The sequence below is a fragment of the Chryseobacterium sp. Y16C genome (assembly GCF_022488405.1).
Taxonomy (GTDB): domain Bacteria; phylum Bacteroidota; class Bacteroidia; order Flavobacteriales; family Weeksellaceae; genus Chryseobacterium; species Chryseobacterium geocarposphaerae.
This window is the reverse complement of record NZ_CP092711.1, coordinates 2986276-3002176: the sequence shown is the minus strand read 5'-3', so window position 1 is coordinate 3002176 and position 15901 is coordinate 2986276. Positions and strand designations below refer to the sequence as shown.

The 15901-nt window shown below is 37.0% G+C and carries 12 protein-coding genes; 6 read left to right on the top strand and 6 right to left on the bottom strand.

The window, feature by feature from the left end:
- Window positions 1–9: 9 nt before the first annotated feature.
- The gene (gene hemC, locus MKS83_RS13410; protein WP_100377398.1) at window positions 10–918 is read right to left on the bottom strand and encodes a hydroxymethylbilane synthase; all 909 of its coding nucleotides are present in this window, start codon (window positions 916–918) and stop codon (window positions 10–12) included.
- Window positions 905–2179 carry a glutamyl-tRNA reductase gene (hemA, locus tag MKS83_RS13405; protein WP_240580107.1) on the bottom strand — a complete coding sequence of 425 codons (1275 nt, stop codon included), beginning with the start codon at window positions 2177–2179 and terminating at the stop codon, window positions 905–907. The genes hemC and hemA overlap by 14 nt, the downstream gene beginning before the upstream one ends.
- Window positions 2180–2555: 376 nt before the next feature.
- Here hemA and MKS83_RS13400 point away from each other — a divergent pair, with 376 nt between their 5' ends.
- From MKS83_RS13400 to MKS83_RS13375, 6 genes are all read left to right on the top strand, one after another.
- Complete coding sequence (locus MKS83_RS13400) at window positions 2556–3581, top strand: rod shape-determining protein (protein ID WP_100377396.1); 1026 nt, start codon at window positions 2556–2558, stop codon at window positions 3579–3581.
- A gap of 26 nt (window positions 3582–3607) precedes the next feature.
- The gene (gene mreC / locus MKS83_RS13395; protein WP_100377395.1) at window positions 3608–4462 is read left to right on the top strand and encodes a rod shape-determining protein MreC; all 855 of its coding nucleotides are present in this window, start codon (window positions 3608–3610) and stop codon (window positions 4460–4462) included.
- Entirely contained in the window at window positions 4455–4961 is a 507-nt protein-coding gene (locus tag MKS83_RS13390; protein WP_240580106.1) for a rod shape-determining protein MreD, read from the top strand. The genes mreC and MKS83_RS13390 overlap by 8 nt, the downstream gene beginning before the upstream one ends.
- A complete protein-coding gene (locus MKS83_RS13385; RefSeq protein WP_240580105.1) occupies window positions 4958–7000 on the top strand; it encodes a peptidoglycan D,D-transpeptidase FtsI family protein in 2043 nt (680 codons plus the stop codon). Before MKS83_RS13390 ends, MKS83_RS13385 begins: the two co-directional genes overlap by 4 nt.
- Window positions 6997–8226, top strand: coding sequence for a rod shape-determining protein RodA (rodA, locus tag MKS83_RS13380; protein ID WP_240580104.1), 1230 nt, complete (start codon window positions 6997–6999; stop codon window positions 8224–8226). The genes MKS83_RS13385 and rodA overlap by 4 nt, the downstream gene beginning before the upstream one ends.
- Window positions 8227–8325: 99 nt before the next feature.
- Window positions 8326–8907 carry a pentapeptide repeat-containing protein gene (locus MKS83_RS13375; RefSeq protein ID WP_240580103.1) on the top strand — a complete coding sequence of 194 codons (582 nt, stop codon included), beginning with the start codon at window positions 8326–8328 and terminating at the stop codon, window positions 8905–8907.
- Window positions 8908–9041: 134 nt separating this feature from the next.
- Here the strand turns inward: MKS83_RS13375 and MKS83_RS13370 are convergent, their stop codons facing one another.
- The 4 genes from MKS83_RS13370 to MKS83_RS13355 all read right to left on the bottom strand — a co-directional run bounded on the left by MKS83_RS13370 (window position 9042) and on the right by MKS83_RS13355 (window position 15886).
- Window positions 9042–9755: a C40 family peptidase gene (locus tag MKS83_RS13370; protein ID WP_240580102.1), complete on the bottom strand. Its 714-nt coding sequence runs from the start codon at window positions 9753–9755 to the stop codon at window positions 9042–9044.
- Between the two features lie 306 nt (window positions 9756–10061).
- Window positions 10062–11168: an efflux RND transporter periplasmic adaptor subunit gene (locus MKS83_RS13365; protein ID WP_240580101.1), complete on the bottom strand. Its 1107-nt coding sequence runs from the start codon at window positions 11166–11168 to the stop codon at window positions 10062–10064.
- A 24-nt stretch (window positions 11169–11192) separates the two neighbouring features.
- Window positions 11193–14462 (bottom strand): efflux RND transporter permease subunit, encoded by a 3270-nt coding sequence (locus MKS83_RS13360; protein ID WP_240580100.1) that lies wholly within the window; start codon window positions 14460–14462, stop codon window positions 11193–11195.
- 32 nt (window positions 14463–14494) lie between these two features.
- Window positions 14495–15886, bottom strand: a complete 1392-nt coding sequence (locus MKS83_RS13355; protein ID WP_240580099.1) for a TolC family protein — start codon at window positions 15884–15886, stop codon at window positions 14495–14497.
- Between the last annotated feature and the right edge of the window lie 15 nt (window positions 15887–15901).

The window sequence follows — 15901 nt, the reverse complement described above, 5'->3', positions numbered from 1 at the left end:
TTAGATCAATTAAATCTGACTTTTAATTTCCGTCATGAGTTCTTTTCCTCCATTTTCGAGAACAACTTTTGCAAATTTTTCTCCGAAATTTTCTTCTTCATTATAGATGAAGCTTTCATCTGTTGCGATACAGTTTTTGCCGTCTAAAGAACAAAGGGCTCCTTTAAAACGGATCTGATCCTCAAAAATTTCAGCAAAAGCTCCGATGGGAGCTGTACATCCGCCTTCAAGAGTGCTCAGGAAATTTCTTTCCATTTCTACACAGATTTGGGTAGGAGTGTGATTGATTGATTTTAAAATATCGTTGATGTCTTTTTTATCGGAATGTCCGGCAACGGCAATAACGCCCTGCGACGGAGCAGGAATTAAAAATGGCAGCATTTCATAATCGATATCCATTTTCATTCTTTTAATTCCGGCTAAGGATAAAATCGTGGCGTCAAAATCTCCTTCTTCCAATTTCTGAAGACGGGTTTGAATGTTTCCGCGGATATCTGAAAATTCAGCATTAGGGAAGTTTTTTAACCAGAAAGCTCTTCTTCTTAAGCTGCTGGTTGCTAATTTCAGTTCATGGAATTCTTTATTTCGTGCAGATTCTTTTCTGATCAGGACGTCCTGTGGGAAATCTCTTTCCAGATAAGCAACGATCTCAATGTTTTGAGGTAATTGTGTAGGAACATCTTTCAGGGAATGCACGGCAATATCGATCTCGTCATTTAATAATGCAACATCAAGATCTCTTGTGAAAACACCCGTAATTCCTAAAGAATAAAGCGGCTGAGTAAGGTTCTTATCGCCTGAAGAGACAATAGGGACGATTTCCGTTAAATAATTGCTGTTTTGAAGATGCCTCGCAACTTCTCTTGCCTGCCAAAGTGCCAATGCGGAGTTTCGGGTTCCGATTCTAATGCTTTTCATTGAATTCGTTGTTTGGTTGTTCAACTAATATTTCGTGCATTAATTTACTAATTTCTTCGGCTTTTAAAGGATTATCGATGATATATTTTGCAAAACGGTTGGTGATTTTCTGAATCATTTTATCGGAAAGTTCCATGTCCGTGATGTTTATGTATTTATTTTTTTTATAAAAATTATGCATTTCATTACGTTCCATATTTTTTAAAACCGCTTTGAAATGATGAATGTTGGGTGCCAATTTTCTCTTTTTTTCCCACTCAAGGAAATCTTTTGTCAGCTCTTTGATAATTTTTTCAGCTTTTGGAATTTCTTTTTCCCTTTGCTGAATGGTTTCCTGAATCTGTTTTGAAAGTTCATCAACGTCAATTAATGTTACATTTTCATTTTCCATTACGTTTTTATCAACGTTATTGGGAATAGAAAGGTCAATCACTAAAGTTTCTTTTCCATTCGGGAAATGAGATTTGTTAACAATCGGATGTCTTGCTCCGGTTGCCACGATAAGGATATCGGTTCCGCTGAGCTCTTGATCAAAATCAGCATAATCGATATGAGGAATATTGTATTTCTCGGAAATTTTTGCGGCTGTTTCCTGAGTTCGGTTAGCAATTTTAATTTTTGGCTGATAAACGTGCTTTACCAGATTTTCAACCGTATTCTGTCCAATTTCACCTACTCCTAAAAGCAGAATGTTTTTTTCAGCAATTCTCTTTTGATTATTTAAAATATAATGAACCGCCGCATAAGATACGGAAGCTGCCCCGTTAGAGATTCCGGTTTCGTTTTTGATTCTTTTAGAAATCTGAATCGCGGAATTTATCGCTCTTTCTAAAAAAGGATTCGAGTTTTGTCTTTCTTTTTTAAAACGGTTATACGCTTTTTTGATTTGCCCGATAATTTCGAAATCCCCAATGATTTGGCTTTCTAGACCGGCTGCAACCCTGAACAGGTGGGTTAAAGCCTCTTCTTTAGTCAAAATATTGGCAAATTGTAAGAAGTCCATCAGATTAACTCCAATCGTTTTGCAATACTCTTCAGCAATTAAAAGATAATTGGGTGAAGTGGTATAGATTTCGGTTCTGTTACAGGTGGATACTACAAATGCATCCCCTAGGTTCTCATCATGAATTCGGGTAACAAAATTTTTGATGTTTTCATCAAAGAAGGCAAACTTTCCCCTGGTTTCCACATCAGCCTTTTCAAAGCTAATGGAAAGTACCGAGAAATTCGCAGTTTGATGGATGTTGGAATACTGTAACATAAGCGCAGCAAATTTACGTTTTTTTTAATTAATCATCCTCTGATAGTATATATGATAATTATCGTAAAAAACTATTTCTTATAATCAAAAATTAAACTGAGAATTTACGTGGAATGTTAAAAGTTTTAAGATAGCTTGAAATTGTTTGTGTATAGATTTTTATTATGTTAAATACTGAGGCTTCCGTCTTTTCCCTTTCTTGCTCTAAATCACCTTAAATCTGGTTGAGTTCAAAGTTCGTAAATATCTAAAGTAAAAGTTAATAAGCGGTTAGAAAATTTAATAAAATTTTAACCAAATTATATGCTTGGAGAATTCCTTTGGTAGTGTTAAATTTATATCTTTGTAAATCTTTAAAAAAAATCAGAAGTAAAATATGAGTTTATTCGATATGTTTACGCAAGAAATTGCGATAGACCTTGGTACAGCTAATACCCTTATCATCCATAATAATAAAATTGTTATAGATCAGCCGTCAATTGTAGCAATTGAACGTTCTACGGGTAGGCCGATTGCTGTAGGAGAGCAGGCAAAACATATGCAGGGGAAAACTCATGAGGATATTAAGACAATTCGTCCGTTGAAAGATGGGGTAATTGCAGATTTTCATGCTTCTGAGCATATGATTAAGGAGTTTATTAAAAAGATTCCTGGAATTAAGGGTAAATTTATTCAGCCGGCATTGAGAATTGTAATCTGTATTCCTTCCGGAATTACAGAGGTTGAAAAAAGAGCGGTAAGAGATTCTGCTCAGAAAGTAAACGCTAAAGAAGTACGTTTGATTTATGAACCAATGGCTGCGGCAATAGGAGTTGGAATCGACGTTCAGAAGCCTGAGGGTAATATGATTATCGATATAGGTGGAGGTACTACTGAAATTGCTGTAGTTGCTTTAGGAGGTATTGTTTGTGACAAATCTGTAAAAATTGCAGGCGACGTTTTTACGAATGATATTGCTTATTACTTAAGAACACATCACAATCTTTATATTGGAGAAAGAACTGCTGAAAGAATTAAAATTGAAGTGGGTTCTGCAGTTGAAGATCTGGAAGTTGATATTGAAGATATTCCGGTTCAGGGTAGAGACCTTATTACAGGTAAGCCAAAAGAAATTATGGTTGGATATAAGGAAATTGCAAGAGCTTTGGATAAATCGATCATCAGAATTGAAGATTCTGTAATGGAAACACTTTCTTTAACTCCGCCTGAATTGGCAGCGGATATTTACAAAACAGGTATTTATCTTGCAGGTGGTGGTGCATTACTAAGAGGTCTTGCAGACAGATTGCATAAAAAGACTGGTCTTCCTGTTTTTGTAGCAGAAGATCCGTTGAGAGCGGTTGTTCGCGGAACGGGTATTGCGCTTAAGAATATGGATAAATTCAATTTCTTAATAAAATAATTTTAACTTTTTACGAACACATCTGAATGGGATTTTTGCTGAGATTATTTTCGAAGAACGCACTTTTTGTCTTCTTTATATTTCTGCAAATTATTGCTCTGGTCCTGATATTCTCTAGAAACGCAATGCAAAGATCCTGGATTGCGGGTCAGTCAGCCGCATTGAATTCCTGGTTTTCCGGGTATATCGATGAAGGAGTTTCATATCTTAAGTTAAAGCAAATCAATGAAGATCTTGTTGCTCAGAACAAATCTTTAATGATGGAGCTGTACGGGAAGCAGGGAGCAAAAAATCCTGTTTTCAGAAAAGTTCACGATACTTTGGGCGGCGGACAGATTTATACTTTCGTAGATGGTGAGATTGTTTTCAACAGTATTAACCGAAGAAATAACTATTTTACCATTAACAGAGGAAAAAGAGATGGTGTATTTCCGCAAATGGGAGTAATGGCACCTAAAGGAATTGCAGGTATTGTGATTAACTCTACAGATAGCTATGCTTTAGTTCAGTCTGTTTTAAGTGTGAATAAAATCAGAATCAACGCTGCATTAAAAAACTCAGGATATTTCGGAACTTTAACATGGAACGGTGACAATTCCCGGATAATGCATCTTGCTGACGTTCCCAAATATGTTGCCTTAAAGATTGGCGATACTGTAGTTACAGACGGAAAGTCGGCAATTTTCCCTAAAGGAGTAATGATAGGAACTATCGCAGGGTATTCAGTGGATAACAAGACAGGTTTTTGGGACATTTCTGTTGAATTAAGTGAGAAAATGGGAGCCCTGAGCAAAGTCTATGTGGTTAAAAACCTGAAAAAAGCTGAGGTTCAAAAGATTCAAGATACAATGCAAGCTGTAATAAAAAAGGAAAATGATTAGCAGAACATTATTTACGGATATATTAATCATGATTTTTCTAGTTGCATTACAAATTTTTGTATTGAACAGGATTACGCTATTCGGTAAATATACTCCGGTGTTGTATCCGGTGTTTGTGATGTTCTATCCTTTTTTTAGAAATAAATTTCAGTTTTTAGCTTTAAGTTTTTTAATAGGTCTTACGGTTGATACTTTCTTACAGACAGGAGGGATCAACGCATTTGCAACCACTTCGATTGCCTATTTCAGAACCCTAATTTTCAGAACTTCTACAGATACTTCTACAGATTTTTTCTCTTTTCAGTCCTTACAATGGGCGCAGTTTTTGCTGTTTCTTTTTTCGAGTATCTTTTTACATCAGCTTTTAGTACAGTATATTGAATTCTTTAAGTTGAGCAGATTTTTTGAAATATTACTTAATGTATTGGTAACAAGTATAATTTCGTTTATATTTATAGTTATATATGCATTAATATTTAAAATCAAACAGAAAGTTTGAATACGCGTTATTTAAAGATTTTTTCCGTCCTTGTAGTTATAGCCCTGATTTTCGTGGCTAGGCTTTCTTATTTACAGTTGTTTACAGATCGTTATGCGCTGAATGCAGCCAATACTTCTATTAAAATTGAATATGTTATTCCTCAAAGAGGAGTTATTTTTGACAGAAATGGGAAGATCTTGGTGGGAAATCAGCCTGCCTATGAAATCTCATTTACACAGGCATTGATGAAGCCTGATTTTGATACTATAGGATTTTGTAATTTAATGAAAATTACAAAGCCTGATTTTATCAAAAGAATAGAGTTGATTAAAAAGGAAAAGTATTATTCCAAGCTTACTCCAATGACTTTCATGAAGGATTTGAGCAGAGAAGATATTGCGAGAGTTCAGGAGATTATTTTTAAATATCCGGCTTTCAGTATTGTATCAAGACCTCAGCGTCAATATGAAGTTTCTACCTCCGGAAACCTTTTAGGATATACAAGTGAAGTCAATGAACGCGAAATTAAAAAAGATTCTCTTTATTATTTGCCGGGCGATTTCATCGGAAAAACAGGAATTGAAAAATCTTATGAAAAAGAATTGCGCGGAGTAAAAGGAATGAAGTATATCCAAAAAGATATTAAACTTCGAAATGTAGGTCCGTATAAGCAGGGTTCTTTAGATAAAGAAGTTGTTACAGGAAAAGATATTACGCTCACTATAGACTACGATCTTCAAAGATTAGCAGAAGAGATGATGGTCAATAAGCATGGTGCTATCGTTGCATTAGACCCTAATAATGGGGAGGTTTTAGTGGCGGCTACAGGGCCGGATATTGACCCGAATCTTTTTACCGGGCCTAACAAATCTAAAAATCTTTACGCTCTGTCGAAAGATACCATTTACGAAAATAAACCCACTTTTGATCGTTCACTTCAGGCGGCTTATCCTCCCGGATCCACATTTAAATTACTTACAGCTTTAGCTGCCATGCAGATGGGGGTGATGGATGAAAAAACGATTTTCCCTTGTGGAGGCGGCTTTTTCTACAGAGGAAAAAGGATTAAAGGTCATGGAGGAGCAGATCCGCTTATCCCGTCTATCCAGGTTTCAAGTAACTGCTTTTTCACTTATGCATTCATTGCAATTATTAAAAAATATCCGGGAAATCCTTCAAAAGGGGTTGATGAATGGAAAAAGATCATGAGTAGCTTCGGCGTGGGAGAATTCTTAAATAATGACTTTGCGGTTGGAGCAAAAGGAAGGATTCCTTCGGGAGATTTCTATGAAAGACGTTTTAAAGCCATTATGAAAGCAAGTGGATCACAGAGGACTGATTTTAAAAATTGGGACGAAATGCCTACAGGAGCTATTTACAACGGAATGGGACAGGGAGATGTTCTTGTAACTCCAATCCAATTGGCTAATTATGTAGCGGCCATTGCCAATCGTGGCTGGTATTATACACCTCATATCGTTAAATCTATTGACGGAAAACCGAATCCGGATCCAAGATTTAAGGTAAAACATCAAACATTAGTAGATAAAAAACATTTTGAACCCGTTTTGAAAGGAATGGAGGCTGTTGTACTTCGTGGAACGGCAGCAGGACTGAAATCTCAGGATTTTACTCAGTTAGCTAAAACAGGTACGGCACAGGTGCCTCAGGGAAAAGATAATTCTATCTTTGTTTTGATTGCTCCTGCTGATAAACCAAAAATTGTTGTTGTTGCCGTAATGGAACATGCCGGTTTTGGAGCGACCTGGGCAGGGCCAGCCTGTACTTTAATTGCTGAAAAGTATTTAACAGGAGATATTAAGAGAGATTATCTGTATAAAAAAATGGTAACGTCCAGCTTTATGCCTGAATACAAAAGGCAATGGATTGCTGATTTGAAGCGTAAAGGTTTGTATGTGGAACCTAAACCGGATTCCCTAAAGCTTAAAAGAATACAGGACAGCCTTAGATTTATTAAAGAACAAAAAGCCAAGCTGCAAAAAAAGATCGACGAAAAAACAAAAAATAACAAAAACACTAAAACGGTAAAACAATGAAGTGGACAGAAGGAATAGATAAACTAGGTCTGGGCCTGTATTTTCTGCTTTGTATTTTTGCAATTGCAAATATTTACAGTGTTGACCAGAAACTGGGTGAGAAACAGCTTATATTCTTTTGTATCTCTTTATTTGTGGGGCTGGTTATTTTTGTGGGAAGAAGTAAGTTCTTCGAAAATATGTCAGGGATTATTTACATTGGAGGTGTCTTGCTTCTTATTGGTCTGTTTCCGTTTGGTAAAGAAATTCTCGGACAAAAAAACTGGTATAAGTTCGGAAGCTTTACGATGCAACCTGTAGAGTTTGCCAAAATTGGAACCGCATTAATGCTTTCGAATTATGTTTCAGGTCCTGAATTTAACTTAAATAACAGAAAATCATTATACACGACTCTGGCTATCGTCGGAATTCCTGCTGCTGTCGTGCTGGCAATTCCTGATGTAGGATCTATGTTGGTTTTCATTGCATTTTTCATTGCGCTGTATCGTGAAGGAATGAGCGGGATGCTATTTGCAGTAGGATTTCTTTTTGCGGGAGTTTTCTTAATTTCCCTCGCTATTCCTCCTATTTATGTAGTGATTGCAATATTGGTCATTGTAGGAGGCTGGATTGCCATGAATTATTATAAAATGTCATGGAATGTTATTTCGATTTCGGGAATTGTAGGTTCTGTTCTTGTTTTGTGTGGTTTGGCTTTTGGGTCTCCATATATTTTAGAAAAATTGCCAAAACACCAAAGAGAAAGAATTGAGGTTCTTTATAAAGGCGAAAAAGCGTTCAGAGATACATCAGGTTACAATTTATTATATTCTAAAACGGCAATTGGTTCAGGAGGACTTTTGGGAAAAGGATACCGCGAAGGTTCGGTTACCCAAGGGAAATTCGTTCCGGAGCAGGAAACCGATTATATTTTCTGTACAGTAGGGGAAGAATGGGGCTTTGTAGGAAGTACTGTTTTGATTCTATGTTATATGATTTACATAGGAAGGATATATTATCTCGCAGAACAGCAGAAATCCTCATTTAACAGGGTTTTCGGATATTGTTTTGCTTCCATCCTTTTAATGCACTTTACCATCAATTTAGGAATGGTTATGGGGCTTTTCCCGACTGTAGGTATTCCTTTGCCGTATTTCAGTTACGGAGGAAGCTCATTGCTTGCCTTTTCTATTATGACTTTTATTTTCTTTAAGCTGAACTATTCGGACAAAAACAGTCTGGTGTAAAAGCGAAGACGAAAGGAATAATTTATAATCATGCTTTTTTTCATCTGCTCTATCCGAAAAATCTGCGTGAAATAAAAATAACTTTACTTTAAAATTTCAATGAAGCACCCATACATCTCGGACGAAAATTTTGAGAGCACAGACTTTACCCAAAAATCCTTAGAAAAAGGCGAATACGAAAATTGTACCTTCAGGAATTGTAATTTTGAGTACCTGGATCTTTCCGGATTCAACTTTAGTGATTGCGAGTTCACAGATTGTAATTTAAGTATGGTAAAACTCGTCGGAACCGCTTTTCGGGATGTGAATTTCAAAGGATGTAAAATGTTCGGACTTCAGTTCAATGACTGCAATGAATTCGGGCTTTCTTTTAGATTTGAAAGTTGCTCTCTAAATAATTCTGTTTTTTACCAGGCATCCTTAAAGAAAATAGTATTTAAAGATTCTAAGCTTATAGAAGTTGATTTTACCGAATGTGATCTTTCAAATGCAGTCTTTAATAATTGTGACTTTTCCGGAGCTGTTTTTGATAATACCAACATGGAAAAATCAGATTTGAGGACATCGGTTAACTATTTGATAGATCCTTCCCAAAACAGGCTTAAAAAGGCCAAATTTTCACTTTCTGAAATCCATGGTCTTCTATATAAATTGAATATAGAAATAGATAAGAATAGTTAAGGAGGTTAAAACTTTACTTCATGTAAAGTAAATCCTAGTTAAAACAAGCTTCCATAAAATCTCATCAGGAACAAAGAACAAAAAAGCCTTCAAAATTTTGAAGGCTTTTCATTATTTAAATCAATTATTTAAAATTAAAAACTTGTTCCGTTTGATACTGGAGTTACTGCTGCCAGATTATTGTAAGCCTCTCCGTTTTCATTAATAATTCTTTTTGCGAATCTATATTTTGGTCCCCAGTAAGAATCATTAAGAGAAGAAACCATTACTCCTTTTGATGTAGCAGCATGAATGAACTTAACCTCTCCTTCTTCGGAAACACTTTCAACAATTCCTACGTGAGAAATTCTTCTGCCGTGAGAGAAGAAAATCAAATCTCCTTTCTGTAGATTCTCTTTTTCTACTTTTTCTCCTTCCTGTGCCTGAGAAGATGCTACTCTTGGTAAACTAAGACCTGCTGCTGCACCGAAAACTGAAAGAACGAAAGCAGAACAGTCAATCCCGTTTCTTGTTGTTCCTCCATATCTGTAAGGTGTCCCTAAATAAGTAGCTGCCTCAGATAAAATGTTGTCAATTGTTGTATTGTGTTTGATTGCTTTTGCAATCTCAGAATTTTTAACTGCGTTTTTCGCACTGGCAATAGATGCCGCTTTTTCAGCAAGGAAAGAATCAATTAATCTTTGCTTATCAAGCTCAGCTTTCTTAGGATCGAAAGAAGCTAGTTTGGCATCTGTTTTGTATTCTTTAGTATAAGTTGCTGGTTTTGAAACTACATAATTTGTAACACAAGACTGTAGAGACATTGTAGAAACTACAGCAACTAAATAAAACAAAACTCTTTTCTTCATATATATTTGATTATCCGTGTTAAAAGGAATCGTTATTTTTCAAAAGCATTACAAAAATAGAGATTCCGATAAAAAGACTCCTGATATGATAATTGTCAGGTTCTTTATTTAACACATTTTAACATATTATTTACGTATGTTAAAAAAAAACAAACCGCAACCGCCTGTTTTAGGCGAGTCCGCAGTTTTTTTTATTAAGATTCTTTAACATAATTATTATAGATTATTCCTATCAAAGGATTTTTTCAGATTAATGTTAAAGAAAAGAGAGTCCTAAATTTTGTTAATAAAACATTGACTATAAGCCTATTTAAGCAGTTTAACTCTAATATTCTGCCCATCACGAATTTCTTCGGATGCATTCTTAACAACTATGTCATTTGTAGAAATATTTCCGATAATTGTCGTGACTTCTCCGTTAGCAATTCCTGCCGTTACTGGAACCCAATGTGCAATATTCTTTTCGACTTTAATAACGAAAACGCCCAAAGTGGAATTTAAAACGGCTGTGGAAGGAACAGACAAAGATTTATTGTTTTCACTTAAAGGTAAAATCACGTTGGCAACCATTCCCGGCAGCAATCTTTTGTCTTTGTTGTAAACATCCATTTCTACCCATTGAGAACGCAGTTTGTTGTCTAAAGCACCCGCAAATCTCGCAACTTTTGCCGTAAAAGTCTCTCCCGGAATCGATTGAATGGAGAATTTAATATCTCCATTTTTATTCAATAAGCCGGTGTACGATTCCGGAACATTCACAACCAAACGTAACCTGTCCTGCTGAACCAGACTGAACATAGGCAAATCCGAACCTTTTCCCGAAGGTCCAACGTAAGCTCCAGCACTCACATTTCTCATTGCAATATTTCCGCTGAATGGCGCTCTGATCTGCAAATAATTTTTAACATCAGCAACTTCTCGGTACGATGCTCTTGCGGCTTCCAATTGTGCTAAATCTGATCTTTGTGCCGCCAAAGCCTGTTCCAGATCAAGTGCGGATATTGTCCCGGGTGTTTTGCTGGTTTCTTTTAAGCGGTCATATTTCGCTTTACTCGCAATGTATAATGCTTCTTTTGACTTTAATGCTGATGAAGCTGCACTTTGTTGGGAATTGATTTCCGGAGCTTCCAATGTTGCCAATAATTGTCCGGCTTTTACTTCATTTCCAACATCAACGTACAATTTTTTCACAAAACTGCTCACCTTTGCATAAATATCAACTTTCTGATAAGGCTGTAATTCTCCCGGAATTGCCGTTGATGATGAAAAATCTGCTTGGGAAGGATTTACCGCTTCGATATCCGGAGAAGAAGTTTCTGCTGATTTCTTTGCTTCCTTTTTTTCCTCGTGCCCACAACTCTGTAAGCTGAAAACCAGTATTGTCGGAATTAAATATTTATATAATCGATTCATATTTTATCTTAAATAGTTTATTATTTATTTTACAATTTCAGGCATAAAGTGAATGCTTTCTTCATCTTCCGGATCAAGAGAAACACTTTGAGTAGTCGCTTTTCCTTGTCCCCAAGCAAACGCTAATGGAAGAATGAAAAGGGCAGCAAAAGTAGAAGCCACCAAACCTCCGATCACAGCTCTTCCCAGCGGTGAAACCTGATCTCCTGCTTCTCCCAATCCGAGCGCCATCGGGATCATTCCTACCACCATCGCCAAAGCGGTCATTACAATGGGTCTTAACCTCAACGCTGCGGCTTCCCTTGCGGAAAGTAATGCATTTCCGTTATGTTTTCTTAATTGTTCTGCATTGGTAATCAACAATACAGCATTCGAAATCGAAACTCCGACCGACATGATAATTCCCATGTAAGATTGAAGGTTAAGAGTTGATCCACTGATGATTAATAAAGCTAAAGATCCAACCAAAACTGCAGGCGCTGTTGCCAATACAACCGCAGAAACTTTGAATGACTGAAAATTCGCGGCCAACATTAAGAAAATCACAACAATCGCGATAATCAAACTACTTTGTAAACTACTTAAGGTTTCATTTAAAGTCTGGCTTAAACCAATCATTTGAATATTTAAACCCCTTGGAAGTTCACCCATATTATCAATTACTTTTTGTACATCTTTTGAAGCGGTTCCTAAATCGGTGTGATTAAGATTTGCAGTCACTGTCAAAGTCGGCATTGCTCCCAAGTTGTCGGTTTCTCCGTAGGTGAAACTGTTTTTAATGGTTGCAACATCTCCCAAATTCGGTCTGTTGGAATTTTTCTGTAATGGAATTCCTGCAATTTCTTCTTTGCTGTTCATTTTATTTTCAGGAATCTGAACCTGAACATTGTAGCTATAACCACCTTTTTCATCCGTCCAAATATTTTTTTCCGTAAATCTTGATGAGGAAGTTGAAGCTACCAAAGAACGCGAAACATCCGACATATCCACTCCCAATTGAGCAGCGCGGACACGATCAACATTAATATCTAAGGCTGGATATTTGATAGACTGACCAATCTGAACATCTCTCAAATAAGGAATCTTCTTTAATTCTTCTACGATTTTTTTAGCATAATTTTCATTTACGCTTTTATCTCTTCCCGATAATCTCACCTCAATCGGAGTCGGAGAACCTTGGCTGAGAATTTTTTCAGTTAATTCAATCGGCTCGAAGGATAATTTCATATCAGGATTAATGGTTTTCGCTTTTTCTCTGATTTTATCCTTTAAATCATCCATATTGGTATGATAATCTTCATTTAAACCCACCTGTAAAACCGTTTCATGAGAACCTGCCATCCAAAGGTAAATCGGACTTACCGAGAAAAGGGTCGGGTGCGTTCCTACGTATGCAGATGTGATGGAGACATTGTCTTTTCCGACAATTTCTTTAATTCCGTCTAATAATTTTAAAGTCTGAAGCTCGGTTTTTTCAATTCTTGTCCCGTCTGGAATTCGCATTCTTACCTGGAATTGTGTTCCGTTCACCTGTGGTAAAACATCTCGTCCGATGCTGTTTAAAAACAAAGCAACCATTCCCATCATCAATATAATATAAGCTGAAACCAATATTTTTCGATAAGGCATGATTCGGTCTAAAAATTTCAGATAACGGAATCTTATTTTTTCAAATAAACTTACTTTTCCGTCGCGGTTGCTGTCTTCATTTTGAAGTAAAATTTCTTTCTGACTCCATGTATCATTTTCATCGCTTAATCCTGCTGCTTTTAATTCTTCGGAATCTGTTAAAGTATGTCCATCTTTAGCTTTGTGATGTTTTACTTTCATGATCCAGTTGGCCATTACCGGAACGAAAGTCTGTGCAAGGAAATAAGAAACAATCATGCTAAAACCAATTGCTAAAGCTAAAGGTAAGAACAATGATCCCGGAATTCCTCCCATCGTAAATGCAGGAGCAAAAACTGCCAAAATACAGAATAAGATCAATAATTTTGGAAAGGCAATTTCTTTACAGGCATCCCAAATAGCGAGCGATTTGGGTTTTCCCATATCCAGATGCTGGTGAATATTTTCTATGGTAACTGTACTTTCATCGACGAGAATTCCGATGGCGAGGGCGAGTCCGCTCAACGTCATAATGTTGATGGTCTGTCCGAAAAGATTTAAAAATAAAACAGCCGAAATAATGGAAGTTGGAATCGTGAGAATTACAATCAACGCTCCTCTGATATCGCCGAGAAATAAAATAACCATTAATCCGGTGAGAATGGCTCCGATAGTTCCTTCGCTTAATAAACTTTTAACTGAATTAATTACGTAAGTCGATTGATCAAATTCAAAACTCACTTTCACATCATCCGGAAGATTGGACTGAATTTGTGGTAACTGTTTTTTCAGATTCTGAACCACGTCCCACGTTGAAGCATCGGCACTTTTAGCAATACTTAGATAAACCGAACGACGACCGTTCACCAAAGCATAACCCGAAGTCATATCTGCTCCGTCGGTTACTGTCGCAACATCTCTTAAATAAAGATTCTGAACACTGCCTTTGTACAAAGGAATATTTTCGAAATCTTTTACATTTTTAATCATCGTATTGGTCGGAGTGATATAGTATTTATCTCCGATTCTTACGTTTCCGGAAGGGGCAGTCTGGTTGTTCAAACGTAAAGCTTCTACGAGCTGATCAGGTGTCATATTATGCTGACGGAGCAAATCCGGATTGGCATTAATGACAACCGTACGAATATTACCACCAAACGGCGGAGACGAAACAATCCCAGGAATGGAGGTAAATGTTGAACGCACATACACGTTCGCGAGATCGAGCAATTCGTTGTTGGATCTTTTATCACTGCTTAAAACCAATTGTCCGACCGGAAGAGTTGAAGCATCAAAACGAATGATAAACGGCGGGTTGGAACCCGGCGGAAACGCGGCCTGAATTCTGGTTGAGAACGAGTTTAACTCAGCGGCAGCTTGCGCCATATTGGTTCCGGGATAGAAATTAATTTTCATTAAAGTCAGTCCCTGAATATTTTTGGTTTCAATACTTTTAATTCCGTTAACGAAAAGGAAAATATTGATGTATTGTTTGGCGAAAAATGCTTCCATCTGCTGCGGTGTATAACCACTGAAAGGGTGGGAAACATAGATTACCGGTAAATCCAGTTTGGGGAAAATATCGACTTTAATAGAGTTCATGGACCGGATTCCGAAGAAAAACAGCCCTGCAACAATTACTAAAATCGTAATAGGTTTTCTTAATGCAAATCTTATTAAATTCATTGAGATAATCTTGATTATAGTTGATATTAATCTTACAATTCGTTTTCAAAGACAGTGAAATCACCCAACGCGGCAGCTTTTAATAATAAAGCATTCCAAACATTGCTAATGGCGATATCTCTGTCGGTTTCTGCTCTTACCAAAGCATAAATCGCTTGTGATAAATCCACCAAATCTGTCAAACCGTTTTTATATAAAACCGATCTTTGGATGTAAGCATCATTGGCAGATTTCAACTGAACAGGAACCTGATCGTACACCGTGATGGCATTTTTCCATTTGTTTTCGGATAAATCCAATTGGGCTTTTAATTGCTGTTCGGCGAGGTCATATTCATGTTTTAACCCTTGACTTACATAATCCTGAGCGCTGATTTCTTTTGATAATCGATAGGTCTGAGTGAAATTCCAGGAAACACCAAGTCCAACTAAATAATTGCTTCTCGTCGGATGAATTCCATCCCAATAAGATGTTGAATAATCATTTTGATTTTGAGCATAACCACTTCCAAATCCTGAACCTCTCGTCTGAAAAATACCTACCATCGAAAATGACGGATAATACTGTGTTTTCAGAAATTGTTTTTCCTGTTCGCTTACATTAATTCTGCTTTTATATAAAGCCAATAACGGATGGCTTTCCAAGGAAGAGTTGGCTTCAATCGGAAAATCGGTCGGGACTCTTTTTAATAAAGTACTGTCCAGCACAAATTCCTGGGCAGGAATCCCCAACAGCTGAGCGAGCTTGTTTTCCTGTTCCTGTTCATTGTCTTTCGCTTTGGTGTAGGTGATCATTGCGTTGGCGTAATCGGCTTTAGCAAGGGATAAATCAACTCCGGGAACGATTCCGTTTCTTTCTTTTACCTCAACAATTCTCCTGATCGTGTCGGTTCTTCCGAGGTTTCGGGCGTAGGAAAGTTTTAATTTTTTAGCCGCTAAAACATTTAAATAAGCCGCTGCCACTTTTACTTTGTGCTGGAAAATTTCATCAGACAAGTCTTTGGTGTCCCTCAGATTTTTAGATTCTGCAACTTTTACCCTTTGCTTGGCTTTCCCGAAAGAGAAGAATTCCCAGTTGATATTGGCTAAATACAATGCTCCGAAAGAAGCATTCCAGTTTTGATCGGGAAGGGGAAGTCCCGAAGAAGCTACTCCGTAACCCCCGAAACCGTACAATGGCCCGTTTTGTCCGTTCACTGTTCCGTAATCCTGTTGCAGGCTGATGTTGAGGTTCGGCAGATATTGCCGTTTTGCCAGTTCTATCGATTCCTGTGAAGATAATCGGTAAGATTCTTTGGCTTTAATGGTTCCGTAATTTTGAACAGCGGTTTCCAGCGCAGATTTCAGCGTGAGAACTTCCTGTGCTTTCGCTGTGTTGGCAAAAAAAACGGATGATAAGGCGAGAATAAAAATTCTTGAAAGCATCTAACGTATTTTTCT

Bases quoted from the DNA above. Each gene is read 5' to 3' on its own strand.
- hemC (WP_100377398.1), bottom strand. From the start codon at position 918: ATGAAAAGCATTAGAATCGGAACCCGAAACTCCGCATTGGCACTTTGG.
- hemA (WP_240580107.1), bottom strand. From the start codon at position 2,179: ATGTTACAGTATTCCAACATCCATCAAACTGCGAATTTCTCGGTACTT.
- MKS83_RS13400 (WP_100377396.1), top strand. From the start codon at position 2,556: ATGAGTTTATTCGATATGTTTACGCAAGAAATTGCGATAGACCTTGGT.
- mreC (WP_100377395.1), top strand. From the start codon at position 3,608: ATGGGATTTTTGCTGAGATTATTTTCGAAGAACGCACTTTTTGTCTTC.
- MKS83_RS13390 (WP_240580106.1), top strand. From the start codon at position 4,455: ATGATTAGCAGAACATTATTTACGGATATATTAATCATGATTTTTCTA.
- rodA (WP_240580104.1), top strand. From the start codon at position 6,997: ATGAAGTGGACAGAAGGAATAGATAAACTAGGTCTGGGCCTGTATTTT.
- MKS83_RS13375 (WP_240580103.1), top strand. From the start codon at position 8,326: ATGAAGCACCCATACATCTCGGACGAAAATTTTGAGAGCACAGACTTT.
- MKS83_RS13370 (WP_240580102.1), bottom strand. From the start codon at position 9,755: ATGAAGAAAAGAGTTTTGTTTTATTTAGTTGCTGTAGTTTCTACAATG.
- MKS83_RS13365 (WP_240580101.1), bottom strand. From the start codon at position 11,168: ATGAATCGATTATATAAATATTTAATTCCGACAATACTGGTTTTCAGC.
- MKS83_RS13360 (WP_240580100.1), bottom strand. From the start codon at position 14,462: ATGAATTTAATAAGATTTGCATTAAGAAAACCTATTACGATTTTAGTA.
- MKS83_RS13355 (WP_240580099.1), bottom strand. From the start codon at position 15,886: ATGCTTTCAAGAATTTTTATTCTCGCCTTATCATCCGTTTTTTTTGCC.